General features: G+C 65.2%; 12 protein-coding genes. 4 read left to right on the top strand and 8 right to left on the bottom strand.

Annotated elements, in window-relative coordinates:
- Positions 1 to 207: 207 nt before the first annotated feature.
- The 7 genes from APS40_RS12680 to APS40_RS12650 all read right to left on the bottom strand — a co-directional run bounded on the left by APS40_RS12680 (position 208) and on the right by APS40_RS12650 (position 7,302).
- Positions 208 to 987, bottom strand: a complete 780-nt coding sequence (locus tag APS40_RS12680; protein WP_055047396.1) for an IclR family transcriptional regulator — start codon at positions 985 to 987, stop codon at positions 208 to 210.
- 176 nt (positions 988 to 1,163) lie between these two features.
- Complete coding sequence (locus APS40_RS12675) at positions 1,164 to 2,357, bottom strand: enolase C-terminal domain-like protein (RefSeq protein ID WP_055047395.1); 1,194 nt, start codon at positions 2,355 to 2,357, stop codon at positions 1,164 to 1,166.
- A gap of 35 nt (positions 2,358 to 2,392) precedes the next feature.
- Positions 2,393 to 3,388 (bottom strand): ABC transporter permease, encoded by a 996-nt coding sequence (locus tag APS40_RS12670; RefSeq protein ID WP_055047394.1) that lies wholly within the window; start codon positions 3,386 to 3,388, stop codon positions 2,393 to 2,395.
- On the bottom strand, positions 3,385 to 4,374 hold the full coding sequence (locus tag APS40_RS12665) for an ABC transporter permease (RefSeq protein WP_055047393.1): 990 nt from the start codon (positions 4,372 to 4,374) through the stop codon (positions 3,385 to 3,387). The genes APS40_RS12670 and APS40_RS12665 overlap by 4 nt, the downstream gene beginning before the upstream one ends.
- A 182-nt stretch (positions 4,375 to 4,556) precedes the next feature.
- Complete coding sequence (locus APS40_RS12660) at positions 4,557 to 5,606, bottom strand: sugar ABC transporter substrate-binding protein (protein ID WP_055047392.1); 1,050 nt, start codon at positions 5,604 to 5,606, stop codon at positions 4,557 to 4,559.
- Between the two features lie 51 nt (positions 5,607 to 5,657).
- A complete protein-coding gene (locus APS40_RS12655) occupies positions 5,658 to 6,461 on the bottom strand; it encodes an ATP-binding cassette domain-containing protein (protein WP_055047391.1) in 804 nt (267 codons plus the stop codon).
- Positions 6,462 to 6,651: 190 nt separating this feature from the next.
- The gene (locus tag APS40_RS12650; RefSeq protein ID WP_055047390.1) at positions 6,652 to 7,302 is read right to left on the bottom strand and encodes a GntR family transcriptional regulator; all 651 of its coding nucleotides are present in this window, start codon (positions 7,300 to 7,302) and stop codon (positions 6,652 to 6,654) included.
- A 259-nt stretch (positions 7,303 to 7,561) separates the two neighbouring features.
- Here APS40_RS12650 and APS40_RS12645 point away from each other — a divergent pair, with 259 nt between their 5' ends.
- From APS40_RS12645 to APS40_RS12630, 4 genes are all read left to right on the top strand, one after another.
- Positions 7,562 to 8,890: an ABC transporter substrate-binding protein gene (locus APS40_RS12645; protein WP_055047389.1), complete on the top strand. Its 1,329-nt coding sequence runs from the start codon at positions 7,562 to 7,564 to the stop codon at positions 8,888 to 8,890.
- Positions 8,891 to 9,155: 265 nt separating this feature from the next.
- Positions 9,156 to 10,064: a carbohydrate ABC transporter permease gene (locus APS40_RS12640; protein ID WP_055047388.1), complete on the top strand. Its 909-nt coding sequence runs from the start codon at positions 9,156 to 9,158 to the stop codon at positions 10,062 to 10,064.
- Positions 10,064 to 10,948 carry a carbohydrate ABC transporter permease gene (locus tag APS40_RS12635; protein ID WP_055047387.1) on the top strand — a complete coding sequence of 295 codons (885 nt, stop codon included), beginning with the start codon at positions 10,064 to 10,066 and terminating at the stop codon, positions 10,946 to 10,948. Before APS40_RS12640 ends, APS40_RS12635 begins: the two co-directional genes overlap by 1 nt.
- A 152-nt stretch (positions 10,949 to 11,100) precedes the next feature.
- Positions 11,101 to 12,150, top strand: coding sequence for a mannonate dehydratase (locus APS40_RS12630; RefSeq protein ID WP_055047386.1), 1,050 nt, complete (start codon positions 11,101 to 11,103; stop codon positions 12,148 to 12,150).
- A 149-nt stretch (positions 12,151 to 12,299) separates the two neighbouring features.
- Here the strand turns inward: APS40_RS12630 and APS40_RS12625 are convergent, their stop codons facing one another.
- Positions 12,300 to 13,226, bottom strand: coding sequence for an IS110 family transposase (locus tag APS40_RS12625; RefSeq protein WP_055047385.1), 927 nt, complete (start codon positions 13,224 to 13,226; stop codon positions 12,300 to 12,302).
- Positions 13,227 to 13,430 lie beyond the last annotated feature (204 nt).

Raw genomic sequence — 13,430 nt, 5'->3', positions numbered from 1 at the left:
CGCAGTCGGGATGCCTTCTCCCCCTTGTGGGAGAAGCTGGCGCGCAGCGCCGGATGAGGGGTCCGCAACCAGAGGTTGCGCGATCGGAGCGAAGCGACGAGCGACAGGGCGGGCGGAGAGAACCTCTCATCCGCCCTTCGGGCACCTTCTCCCACAAGGGGAGAAGGCGATCCGCCGCAAGCTCCTGATCCGAAACTTTTACCTTCATCATCCCGCCAACCGCGCAGCCGCCGCCGGCGGCCATTCACCGGCGTAGCCAAGCCGTCGGCTCACGTGCTCGCAGGCATCCCACAGCATGGCGACGACCGGCATGACGGTTTCGGTGCCCGGCTTTTTCACCGACGGGCCGGTGACGCTCATGGCGCCGACCGAGTGACCGGAGCGATCGAGCAGCGGCACGGCGACGCAATAGACGCCCATCACCACCTCCTGAGCGTCGATCGAATAGAAGCGCTCCCGGATGCGGCCGATTTCCTCGCGCAACTTGCCGGCATCGGTGATGGTGTGGCTCGTAAGGGCAGGCAGCGGATGGGTATAGACCTCCTCCTGCCGCGCCGCCGGCATGTAAGAGAGCATGGCCTTGCCGGCGCCACCGCAGTTGAGCGGGCCGCGCGAGCCGATACGCAGGTCGAGCTGCATGCCCTCGTTGCCGCGCACCTTGTCGATGCAGACGCCGTTGAGGCCGCTCAGCGCGTTGACGTTCACCGTCTCGTTGGTTGCCTCGGCGATCCGTTCGGCGAAAGGCCGGCAGAGCCGTGGCAGATCGATGCGCTCGAGCTGCAGCCCGGTGATCTCGAGCAGGCGGAAGCTCAGCTCCCACTCGCCCGACGGGGTGCGATCGACAACCCCCTCCTCGGCGAGGTCGAGCAGCATCCGGTGCACCGAGCCGAGCGGCAGCTGCAACTGCTGCGCCACCGCACGGACGCCCAGCGGACCCTTGCGGGCCAAGAGATCCATGGCCTGGACGGACCGGGTGATGCTCGACATCTAGGCTTCTACTCCGAGAACGGATTGGCCGGTGCGGGCTGACCGCCACCCCTGTCCCCTCCCCCTAAACAGGGGGCGGGAGACGAAAACACCGGCGGCCGTGCGAGGGTCTCCCTCCCCCTTGCGGGGAGGGGACAGGGGTGGGGGTCGGCTCGTACCGGATGTCGGGCTTTCGATCACCAGTGGGTCTTCTTGGTCGTCGCGTTGGGTTCGATCAGGTTGTCGTCGATATAGTCCCACTCGATGTCGTAGCCCATGCCGGGGCCCTTGGGCATGTGCACAAAGCCCTCGGAATCGATCTTGTCGACGGTGTTCCTGAGGTAGGGGTGCGGGGCGTCGTAGTCGACGCCGGGCGCGAGCAGGCCCTTCTCGTAGTACTCCGAGGTATCCTCCGAGGTGGCGCCGATCACCTGCAGGTTGCCCCAACCGGCCATGTGCATCTCGCAGCGCAGGCCATAGGCCTCGGCCACGATGGCGGTTTTGCGCGCCCCGGTGATGCCGCCGCGCACCACGTCGATGCGGCTCATGTCGCCGGCGCCGCGCAGGATCCATTCGGCCCGCGAGAACACGCCGCCGGCAATGATCTCGGGGGAGAGGATCGGGATCGACAGCTCACGGGAAAGCCGCACGTAGCTCTCGGTGCGGTATTCCGGCATCGGGTGTTCGTACCAGTAGAAATTGAGCTTTTCGAGCTCGCGGCCGACCTGGATCGCCTCCTCCATGGTCATGTAGGTGCCCCAGGGATCGAACATCAGCACGTAGTCAGGGCCGACCGCCTCGCGCACCAGGTGGCAGGTCTCGATATCGGCCTTGATGTTGGAGGGGCGGCCGGGGGTCGGCTGGCCGGTCTCGGGGTTCCAGAAATAGTGCGGGTGAATCTTGTAGGCGATGTAGCCTTCATTCTTGCAGGCGAGCGCATGCTCGGCATAGACGTGCGGCTTGCCGATATTGGGATAGGTCGAGGCGTAGGCCTTCACCTTCTCACGCCCGGCCCCGCCCATCAGTTTGTAGACCGGCAGGTTGGCGTAGCGACCGGCGAGGTCCCACAGCGCGTTGTCGATGACCGACGCGACGTTTTCCTGGACGTTGGCGACCCACATCCATTTCCAGATCATCTCGCGGTCCATGGGGTCCTGGCCGACCAGCAGGTCCTTGATGCGCCACAGGATCTGCTGCTGGTCGACGACGTTGAGGCCCTCGTTGTCGCCATGCGAGCCGCCGCCGAAATAGTGCCCGACCACGCCTTCGTCAGTGTGGATGGTGAGCACCGTCTGCATCATCTGCGTGTTGGGCAAAGGCAGCGCGTGGCCGACATCCCAGCGGTCGGCATAGGTGCGGAACGTCTTGATGGTGATGTCGGAGATCTTCACGGCGAACTATCCTTGGATCAGGTGATAACTGGTTATTATTCGTAGGCGTCGCCGCCGCGCAGGCGGTCGAGCAGGACTGCGGCCAGCAGCAGCAGACCGACAATGATGTTTACGTAGTAGGGGCTGATGGCCTTGAGATCGAGAATGTTGCTGACGCCGGCCACCGCGAGGAGACCGAGCGCACCGCCGACCGGGTTGCCGACGCCGCCCCGCAGGATCGAGTAGCCGCCGATCATCAGCGCGGCATAGACCTGGAACTCGAGGCCGACGCCGGTGGCGCGCGCGGCGCTGCCGAGCTGCGCAGCGTAGATGATGCCGCCGAGCCCGGCGCCGAAGGACGAGAGCAGCAGTGCGGCGACGCGGACTTTGCGCACGGAGATACCGGCGCGCGCCGCCGCCTTGTCGTCGCCGCCCACCGCCTGCACGTGCCGGCCGATACGGGTCCTGGTGACGATCACCGCAGCCATGGCGGTCAAGCCGATGGCGAGAAGGAAGAACAGCGGCAAGCCGAACACCGTGGTGCTGACCAGGTTGAACATGTCGATGTTGAAGGCGAAGATGGCGCCCTGCGAACCGAGCAGCACCCAGGCGATGCCGCGCAGCGCCACCAGCATGCCGAGCGTCGCGGCGATCGGTTCGGCGCCGAAGCCCACAATGGCGATGGCGTTGATGCCGCCGAAGCAGAGGCAGGCGACGAGCGTCACCGCCGCGGCGCTGGCCGGATCCCAACCGAGCGAGATCAGCAAGGCGAATGCCGCCGAGGAGAATCCGACCATCGAGCCGATGGAGAGGTCGACGACGCCCGAGAGCAGCGCCATGCCGGAGAAGGCGCCGACGATCAGCGGCACGATCAGGAAGGTGCCCATGATCGAGATGTTGCCGAACGAGAGGAATTTCGGCCCGACCCAGAACCAGCCCACCGCGACTACGGCAATAAAGGTGAATGTGATCGAGGCAACCGAGCCGGTCAGCAACTCGCGCCAGGGGTGATGCGGGGCGGGCGGCAGGGTGGACGCAGTGGTATCGGTCATGGCGTTCCTTTTCTCGCGCGGAAGCCGTCGATGGCGACTGCGATGACGAGGATCAGACCCTGGAAGATCGACTGGGTGTCGGAGCTGAGCCCGAAGAACACCAGCGAAGTCGGAATGGTCGAGAGGAAGCCGACGCTCAAGAGCAGCATCCAGAAATTGCCGCGCCCGCCGGCCAGCGAAATGCCGGCGAGGATCACCGCGGCAATGATGTTGAGCTGCATGGCGTTGCCGGAGCCGGGGTTGAAGGGCCCGGCGGTCGCCGCAAACAGCACCGCAGCGAAGCCGACGAAGCCGCCGGCAGCGATGAAGACGGCGAAGCGGGTCGCCTTCAGTGAAATGCCGCGGGCCTTGGCGGCCGCGCGATTGCCGCCGACGGCAGTAGCGCGGCGACCATAACGGGTACGCGGCAGCAGGAACCCGACCACCAGCACCAAAGCCAGCATCGGCCAGAAGATCGCCGGCAGCCCAAGGAAACTGGCGCGGCCGAAGTGGTAGATCGGCGAATTGAGCGGCACCTCGGCGAGCTGGAACACCAGGAACAAGGCTGCTAACCCGATGAAGTTGGTGGCCAGCGTCACGATCACCGGGTTCAGTTTGGCAAACACGATGATCGCAGCGTTGAACGCACCCCAGAGCATGCCGGTGAGGATGGCGCCGACGATCACCACCGGAAGCGGCAAGCCGGCTTCCGAGAGTCGCACGGCCACGAGGCTGGCGGTGATCATGCCGGCCGGCTGGCTGAGGTCGATGAAGCCGCCCGAGATGGCGACGAGGCCCTGCCCGATCGCCAGCACGCCGACGATCGACATGGTGAAGGCAATTGCCAGCACCGTCTGCTGCGACAGGAAATCGGGGCGGTAAAGCGCGGTTGCGACGACCAGCAGCACCCACACGGCCACCAGCATGAGGCCGGTGCCCCAGTCGCCGAAGCGAGCCCGAAGCGGGATGGCCGGCGGCGCGGTCTCGATGGCTTGGTTGAGGGACATCGGCGGTGGTTCCGAGGGGTTATTTGCAGTTCAGAAGGCCCCCTCACCCGCCGCTTTGCGGCGACCTCTCCCCCAGAGGGAGAGGTGGTGACGGGGCGAGATCGTGCCTCACCTTCACCTCTCCCTCGGGGGAGAGGTCGGCGCGTAGCGCCGGGTGAGGGGGCCTTCTCGTTCAGCTCAACTCACTTGTTCGGGCAGAACAGCTCGTACTCGGTCGTTCCCGCCGGGGCGGCGAGCAGTTGGGCGACGCGTTCGGGCATGTCGGGCACGGACTTGGCCTGTTCGGCCGAGACCGGGCACGGCTGCACCTTGGAGGCCGGGTCGCCGGCGTCGGCCTTGAGCGGCGGCACGTTGCCGGCGGCGATCGGGCCGATCACGTCCCTGATGGCGTACACCGCGTAGCCTTCGAGGAAGTAGAACACCGAACCGGCGAGATGCGGATTGACGTTGTCGCCGGTGATGAAAGCGCCGTCCTGGCCCCAGCCCACCACCTCGTCGGCGCGACCGAGCTGCTCGGCGGCGTTGATCAGCGCCAGCACGCCACCATCGTTGAGGCCGACGACGGCCATCTTCTTGGCGTCGGGATGGGCGGCGAGCAGATCGCGGGCGGCCGGCAGGCCGACCGCGGCGTCACCCTGGCTCTCGAAGCTCACCCACTTGGCCTCGGGGATATCTGGGCAGATGTTCTTCAAACCAGTGCGCATGCCGCCGGTGCGCCACTCATTGACGATGCCGGCCGCGGCACCTTCGGCCGAGATCACCAGATCCGGCTCGCAGTTCCACTTTTCCTTGATCAGCTTGCCCAGCTGCTCGCCACCGGCAATGCCGGCGCCGAGATTGTCGATACCGACGAAGTACATACCGGGATCGGCGATGTCGTAGGTGACGACGGGGATATTGGCCTGCTTCAGCACGGCCGAGATGGCCGGGTTGGACGAGGGCTGGCCGTTGAACTGGATGACCGCGTCGACGCCTTCCTGGACGAAGATCTGGGCGTTCTTCAGCGCCGTCGCCGGGTCGTTGTTGTTGGAAAGCTCGACATAGTCCCAGCCGTTCTTTTCGGCGAGCGCCCGGGCGACGTCGCCCTGCGCCTTCATCCATTCGCAGCAGGTGTTGCCACCCACGGCCATGCCGAGCTTGAACTTGTCCTGGGCTTCCGCGACACCGGCGATGCCGATGAGCGCGGGAACCGATAGCGCCGTGACGGCGAAGGCACGTAGCGAGTTGCGCAAGATAGGTCTCCTCCCTTTGCGAACGTAGTCTGATGGGCCGAGGCTTGTGCCTCAGGCCGCTGCCTGGGCGGCGCGCGCTTCGGGCGAGTCGCCCGGAATGGCGCCGGTGATCAAACCGACGATCTCGTTGACCTCGGTGTCCTTGACGGTGCGGGTGGCGATCGAGCGACCGAGCCGCATCACGGTGATGCGGTCGGCAACGCTCATCAGCTGCTGCATGTTGTGGCTGACGATGATCACCGAGACGTCGTGCTGGCGCAGGTCGCGGATCACCTCGAGCACCTGGCCGGTTTCGCGCACCCCGAGCGCCGCGGTCGGCTCGTCGAGGATGACGATGCGGCGGCCCCAGAGCAGCGCCCGGGCGATGGCGAGGCACTGGCGCTGGCCGCCCGACATGCCCTTCACCGAGACGTTGATCGAGGGGATCTTCACCTTGAGCATGTCGAGCACCTCACGCGCGCGATCGCGCATCCGGCGGTCGTCGACGAGGTTGAACAGCCGGGCCAGCGGGTTCTTCGAGAGCTCCTCGCGGCCGAGATAGACGTTCTGGTAGGCCGACATGGTGTCGACCAGCGCCAGGTCCTGGTAGACCGTCTCGATCCCCGCATCCATGGCGTCCTGGGCGCGCTTCAGCGCCACGGGCCTGCCATCGATGACGATGTCGCCGCCGGACGGGGTGACGATGCCCGACAGGATCTTCAAGAGCGTCGACTTGCCGGCGCCATTGTCGCCGACCAGGCCAACCACCTCGCGCGGCCGCAGCGTCAGCGACGCATCGGCGAGCGCCACCACGGCACCGAAATGACGCGAGATGTTGCGTGCCGCAAGGACAGGCGAGAGCGCCTCGTCACTCATGAGCTTCCTCCGGATCGCTCGTCGTGCGTTCCGCATCTGGAACGAGCGTTTCATATTGGGGACAGCTAAACGCCGGTGACCGTCGTTGTCAACGGGGACCGAGATTCGACTTCCGGGGGAGTGAGATGCTCGGAGCTTGCGACTCCATCGCCTTCTCCTTGTGGGAGAAGGCAGCCACCATAAGTTCGCGCTATGTCGTCAGCACGCGGTGCAGCACGCCCTGCAGGTGCCGATCGAGTCCGTCGCAGGCGGCCTCGACATCGCCGGCCTTCAGCGCGTCGATGATCACCAGGTGCTCCTCCATCGAGGTCACGGTGTTGGCCGGCCCGACGGCGTTGAGGTTGTGCAGGCGCAGCAGGTACATCTTCTGGGTCAGGCGCGCGTAGTTGACGCTGATCTGGTCGTTCTCGAAGGCCGCGACGAAGGTATCGTGGAACTTCCGCTCCAGCAGCTTCACCGGCACGCGGTAGCGCTCCATGTCGTTGGTCTGGCGGACGAAGTCGATGATGTCGTAATGTTCGTCACGCATTGCATCGATCCAGGCGGGAGTGACGGTCTGGGCGAACTTGCGCAGCCCCTCGCGTTCGAGCAAGCCGCGGAACTGAAAGCAGTTTCCGACGAATTTCACATCCGGATAGAAGATGGTGATCCCCACCTTCCGGCGGACGGTGATCAGCCCCTCGGCTTCGAGCAGGGTGGTGGTCTCGCGCATCGGCGACAGCGAAAGCCCCAGCACCTTGCACAGTTCCTCCTGCGTCAGGGTCTGGCCGAGCTTCAGCTTGCCGGCGATGAGAGCGTCAAAGAACGCGGCGTAGCCCGCATTCTCGATCTCACCCCTCATCCTTTTCTCCTAGCCAATGGCAGATTGACAGCCGTTCGACGGCCATAATACGCTCTTAATAGCGCTAATAAATATATTTAATAGTCGGCGCTGCGGGAAAACTGTGAGCGAACGGGCCGTTTGGGCCCTATCCGCTCGGACTCAATCGGGACCCCACGGGGAGGCGGACCGACCAACCGAATGCCTGATCGTCCGGCGGTCAGTCCGGCATCGTCCGCATCGCCAAGCCGCAAAACGAGCTCATCTTGGAGGAGAGCCCATGACCAAATCATCCGATACCCAGAAGCCCAGCGGCTGGTCGCGCCGCCGCGTGCTGACGACCGCTGCCAGCGGCCTGGCGCTTGCTGCCGCCAGCAGCTTCCCGATGCCCGCCATCGCGCAGGGCAAGAAGCTCACCTACTGGGGCGGCCTGATCTTTTCGGACGATGCCAACAAGCTGCTCAGCGACACCATCACCGCCTGGGGGGCGGCCAATGGCGTCGCCACCGAAGTGGTGATGATCAACCAGAACGAGACCACCCAGAAGGTCTCGGCGGCGGTCTCGTCCAACACCATGCCGGATGCGCTCGACATGGGCCTCGGCCTGGCGCGCCTCCTGGCGCGGCAGAGCCAGTTCTCCGACCTGGGCGATCTCTACAAGAAGATCGGCGACGCGCAGGGTGGCTGGTTCCAGGGCCCCGATACCGCAACCGATCTCACGGCGGATGGCGGCATTGCCCGCGTCGGCATCCCGTTCGGCGTCAACGGCAACCTGTTGCTGCGGCGCAAGGATCTGCTCGAGCCGGCCGGCTTCACCGAAGCGCCCAAGACCTGGGACGAACTGGTGACGCAAGCGGAAGCCATCAACAAGGCGCCGGTTTCCGGGCTCGGCCTGGCGCTCTCCAATGTCGGCGACGCCAACCTGCAGGTCGCGGTGCTGCAGTCGTTCGGCGGCCGCATCGCCGACGACGCCGGCAAGAAGGTGACGCTCGATACGCCCGAGACCCGGCTGTGGCTGACCTGGCTGAAGAATGCCTGGGACAAGGGGCTGTTCTCGCCCGGCAACACCACCTGGGACGGCGCCGGCGACAACCAGGCGTATCTCTCGGGCCAGGCCGGCTTCATCGCCAATACCGGCTCGGTCGGCATCGCCGCCAAGAAGGACGATCCGGAGCTGTTCGAAGCCAGTGCCTTCTCACCGCTGCCGGGCGGGCCCAAGGGCATCATCTCGCCGATCGACGTGCAGGTGCGCGCCATCACCAAGGCGAGTCCGGTGCAGGACGAGGCCAAGGCGCTGCTCGAACACCTCTCAAGCCCAGAGTTCATGAACGCCTATTTCAACGTGGCGATTTACGGCCCGGTGCTCCAGGCGCAGGAAAAGCTGCAGGCGTTCGACGGCACCAACACCATCCTCGTCGGCCTCCTCGGCCTCGCCAAGAACGGCACGGCCCCGGCCTACCCGGACGTCAACAACGCCGCCTTCGCCGATTTCGGCTCGAACTTCCTGATCCCCAAGCTGGCGCAGCGCGTGGTGGTGGATGGCTGGGACTTCGACAAGGCGATCGCCGAGGCGCAGGCCCAGGGCCAGGCGATCTACGACAAGTACTGATCAACGTTCCTCCCTGCCGCGGATGGTTCCTCCCGGGGCCATCCGCGGGTGTTTTTGGAAAGCTTTGTTGAGTTGAAGGCGAGGCAGAAGGCCCCCTCACCCGGCGCTGACGCGCCGACCTCTCCCCCTCGGGGCGCTACCGCGTCCCCAAGGGAGAGGTGCGATGGGGCGCGATCGAGCCACCACACCACCTCTCCCTTGGGGGAGAGGTCGGATCGCATAGCGATCCGGGTGAGGGGGCCTTTCTCGAAGATGGAACGACGACATGACCATTTCTGATGCGGGCCCTCCCCGCCGCCGCCTCGGCAGCGGCCTGAAACTCAAGCTGTTCGCCTATGCGCTGGTGGCGCCGGTGGTGCTGCTGATCCTGGGGCTGGTGGCCTATCCGTTCTTCTTTGCCATCTGGGTGTCGTTCACCGACATGGTGATCGGCAGCGCCGGCAACTTCGTCGGCTTCAAGAACTTCGAGTATCTCGCCGGCACCGCGACCTTCTGGGCAGCGATCCGCAACACCATCGTCATCGTGCTGGTGTCGGATGCGCTGAAGCTGGTGATCGGCCTCGGCCTCGCGCTGCTGGTGCACCAGAACCTGCCAGGGCGCGGCCTCTTCCGCTCCTTCCTCATGCTGCCCTGGGCGATGCCGGCTTTCGTCGCCTTTCTCACCTGGCGCGTGCTGTACCAGCCGATCGGTGGCGGCATAAACCTGATCCTCAACCAGACCGGCCTCTATACCGGCACCGTCGACTGGCTCGGCACCCGTAACACCGCCATGGCTTCGGTGATCATCGCCTCGGTGTGGCGCGGCTTTCCGTTCTGGTTCATCTCGATCCTCGCGGCGCTGCAGTCGGTGCCCAAGGAACTCTACGAAGCCGCGATCGTCGACGGCGCCAATACCTGGCAGCGCTTCTGGAACGTCACCATCCCGTCGATCCTGCCGGTGATCATCGTCACGACGCTATTGAGCTCGATCTGGACCGCCAACGGCTTCGAGCATGTCTGGCTGCTTACCGCCGGTGGGCCGTCGGATGCCACCATGGTGTTTCCGGTGCTCGCCTATTTCGGCATGCAGACGCAGCGCATCGGCGAAGCCGCCGCCGTCTCGGTCTACATGCTGCCGGTGCTCGCCATCCTCGTGCTCTTTGCCACCTCGCTGATGATGCGGAGGGAGGAATAATGGCCAGCCTCGCCGAAGTCGCCAGCGCCGCGCCCGCCAATGCCGGCGCCGCAGCCCGTCGCCGGGTCCTGACCGGCCGGCTGCTGAGCTATGCCGCCTTGCTCATCGCGGTCATCCTGGTGCTGTTCCCGATCTACTGGATGCTGGCGACCTCGTTGAAGCTGCCGCGCGACATCCTCCGGGTGCCCTCGCTCTGGCCGTCGCGCTTCAGCCTCGCCAACTTCGAGAAGCTGCTCGCCGACGGGCAGTTCCTGCTGTCGATCCGCAACAGCTTCATCGTCGCCTCTACCGTCACCGTCATCTCGGTGATCATCTCGTCTTTCGCCGCCTATTCGATGGTGCGGTTCCGCTATCGTTTCCGTGGCATCATCGGCCGACTGATCCTCTTCGCCTATCTCACCCCCGGCTCACTGCTGTTCATTCCGCTGTCGATCGTCATGGCGCAGCTGAAGCTGGGCAACTCGCTCACCGGGCTGATCCTCGTCTACCTCACCTTCTCGCTGCCGCTCTCCACCTGGCTGCTGCAGGGCTATTTCCGCGGCGTGCCGCGCGAACTGGAAGAACAGGGGATGATCGATGGGCTGACCCGCTTCGGCGCGCTGCTGAGGATCACCCTGCCGCTCTCGGCTCCCGGGCTTGCCGCGGTTGCCATCTTCACCTTCACCGGAGCGTGGAACGAGCTGCTGTTCGCGCTGGTATTGACCACCTCGGAAAGCGTACGCACCGCGCCCTTGGCGCTCAACTATCTCATCACCTCCGACGTCCTCCCCTGGGGGCCGCTGATGGCCGGCGCCGCCATCTCGTCGGTGCCGCTGATGATCCTCTACTTCGTCGCCCAACGCTTCATGGTCGCGGGCATGACCGAGGGATCGGTCAAGGGATGAGGCCTCGGACCAACCGTACCCACGGCGTCATTCTTGCGAAGGCGGGAATCCCTGTTTGGGCCACGGGCTCGGCGGACAGCAAACGGAGGTTCCCGCTTTCGCGGGAATGACCCGGTGACACACGGACAGTATTTCTAACTGGGAAGACAATTATGGGTATCAGGGTTGCGGTAGGCCAGTTCCACGAACTGAGCGAAGAACGGCTCCGCTTTGCGGCGCAGATCGGCGCCACCGGGTTGCAGATGAACAACCCGACGCTGCCCGGCGACAGCCGCTGGGAACAGAAGGATGTTCGGGCGCTGGTCGACCAGGTGGAAGCTGCGGGCCTCAAGTTCGAGGCGATCGAGAACGTCCCCACGCATTTCTACCACAAGGCGATGATGGGGCTCGACGGCCGCGACGAGCAGATCGAGAACTACCAGCATACGATCCGCGCCGTGGCGCGCGCCGGCATTCCGGTGCTGGGCCTGCACTTCATGCCCAATTCGGTGTGGACCACCAAGCGCGACGCGGCGACCCGCGGCGGCGCCGTGGCCCGCCAGTTCGACATGGCGGTGGTCGAAGCCAATATCGACAACCTCGAGCTGCTGCGCTCGTTCATGCCGACGACGCTGGGCCGCGCCTCCTCGATGCCGCTGTTCGGCAAGGACGGCCCGCTGATCACCGAAGCGCAGATGTGGAGCAACTACGAGTATTTCATGAAGGCGGTGCTGCCGGTGGCCGAGGAAGAAGGGCTGAAGCTGGCGCTGCATCCCGACGACCCGCCGGTGCCGATGCTGGGCGGCGTGGCGCGGCTGTTCTACAAGCCCGAGAACTTCAAGAAGGCCTATGACCTGGTTGGCCGCTCGGAGGCCTGGACGCTCGATCTCTGCCTCGGCTGCTGCTCGGAGATGGAAGGCGGCAAGCAGAACGTCACCGAGATGATCGAGTATTTCGCTCCCAAGGGGCGCATTTCCTACATCCATTTCCGCGATGTGAAGGGCTCGGTGCCGAACTTCGTCGAGTGCTTCATCGGCGACGGCAATTTCGATCCGGCGGAAGTCATCGTGCTGCTCGCCAAGAACGGTTTCGACGGCTTCCTGCTCGACGACCACGTGCCCAAGATGGACGGCGACAGCGACTGGAACCACCGCGGCCGCTCGCATGCCATCGGCTACATGCAGGGGCTGATCCGCATGGCGGAGTTTCTGGGCAAGGCTTGACGCCCGCTGCCTGCTTCAACATCGAGCGCGCTGCACACCCCACCCCATCCCTCCCCGTCAAGGGGAGGGTGCCGATCCAGCGTTGGGCACTCGCAGATCACAGGCAGCGGCCCACCTCCCCTTTGAGGGGGGAGCGACTGTGTTGCTGGTCAAGCGGTTTGCCATGGCTTGTTGTCCCGAATGATGGCGTTGAGGATGGTGAGGAGTTTTCGAGCGCAGGCGATGAGGGCGACGCGTTTTGGTTTTCCGGCTTCGATGAGACGGTTGGTGAAGGCTTTGAACACCGGGTTGTGACGGGCTGCGACGAGGGCGCCGATGAAGAGCGCGGCCCGGGGTTCGGGTCGGCCGCCTGCGATCATGCTATTGCCACGCCATCGACCGGACTGGCGGGTGAAGGGAGCCAGGCCGCACAGCGCTGCGATGGTGCGCCGATCGAGCTGGCCCAGTTCGGGCAGTTCGGCCATCAGCGTGCGGGAGATGATCTTGCCGACGCCGGGAACCGACGCCAGCAGGTTCTCCTTATGGCGCCAGGCCGGCGAGCTGCGGATGGCGGTGTCGAGGTCGTCGTCGAGGGATGCCAGTTCGTCGTTCAGCGCCTTGATGATGCGAGCGATGCTGGTTTTGATCCGGCCCGCAGCGCGGGCGTGTCGGTTCTTCTCGGCGACCAGCATGCCGACCAGTTGCCGGCGTCGCGCCATCAGTTCGCCGAGCAGTACCGTTTCGGCATCGGCCAGCGGGCGCAACTGGGGCTTGGTGGCGGCAAGGAACCGGGCGATCACCGCTGCGTCGATGCGATCGGTCTTGGCCCGCTTACCTTCCGCCTGTGCATAGTGCCGCACCTGCGCGGGGTTGAGCACCAGTACCGGCAACCCGGCCGCCGCCAGTTCGGCCACCGCCAGCTTCTCGAGCCCGCCGGTGCCTTCCAGCCCGATGCCGTCGGCTCCGATGGCCCGCAACCGCGCCACCAGCACCTCGATCCCGGCCGCCTCATTGTCCACGGCCAACCGTTCTCCGGACGGATGCACGAACACATCCAGCCGGTCCTTGCTCACGTCGATACCTACGGTGATCTCCATTGCCTCCCATCCTTGCGCAAACGGGCTCGCCAAGCGGCCCAAGCGACTGTTCGGGATCAATGGATCGAGCCGCAGCGAAACCCGCTCCCCCACGGGCTCCAACACCCAGGCAAGCGTCGTACTGCTGCGGCTCACCGCACCTGGAACTTTATCAGATGCGGATGAGTCCAAGTTACAAGGCAAGCGAAGCTTGGGAGCGTTAGC

The organism is Devosia sp. A16 (genome assembly GCF_001402915.1).
In the GTDB taxonomy this organism is placed as follows: domain Bacteria; phylum Pseudomonadota; class Alphaproteobacteria; order Rhizobiales; family Devosiaceae; genus Devosia_A.
This window is presented reverse-complemented; position numbering and strand designations above follow the sequence as displayed.